This window comes from Vogesella mureinivorans (assembly GCF_007644035.1).
In the GTDB taxonomy this organism is placed as follows: Bacteria; Pseudomonadota; Gammaproteobacteria; order Burkholderiales; family Chromobacteriaceae; genus Vogesella; species Vogesella mureinivorans.
Window position 1 is genome coordinate 1 of sequence record NZ_VMTV02000425.1, and the last position, 298, is coordinate 298.

1 protein-coding gene is annotated in these 298 nt (G+C 43.3%); it reads left to right on the plus strand.

Annotation, left to right across the window (positions count from 1 at the left end; all coding sequences use genetic code 11):
* Window positions 1-298 (plus strand): aldehyde dehydrogenase family protein (locus FLQ44_RS11330; protein WP_147694457.1); only part of this gene is annotated, 298 nt, incomplete at both ends.

The window sequence follows — 298 nt, forward strand, 5'->3', positions numbered from 1 at the left end:
GGAACTTTTTTTGAACCTACTGTTTTGACTGAAGTGACTCAGGATATGGATGTAGCGAAGGAGGAAACCTTTGGTCCTTTAGCACCATTGTTCCGCTTTAGTCATGAAGAACAAGCTGTGGCGATGGCGAATTATACTGAGTTTGGACTAGCAAGTTACTTATTTACGCAGAATACTGCACGTCAATGGCGTGTTGGTGAAGCACTTGAGTACGGTATGGTCGGGATAAATACCGGTCTTATTTCAAATGAAGTTGCACCATTTGGTGGGATTAAGCAATCAGGTTTGGGACGTGAAG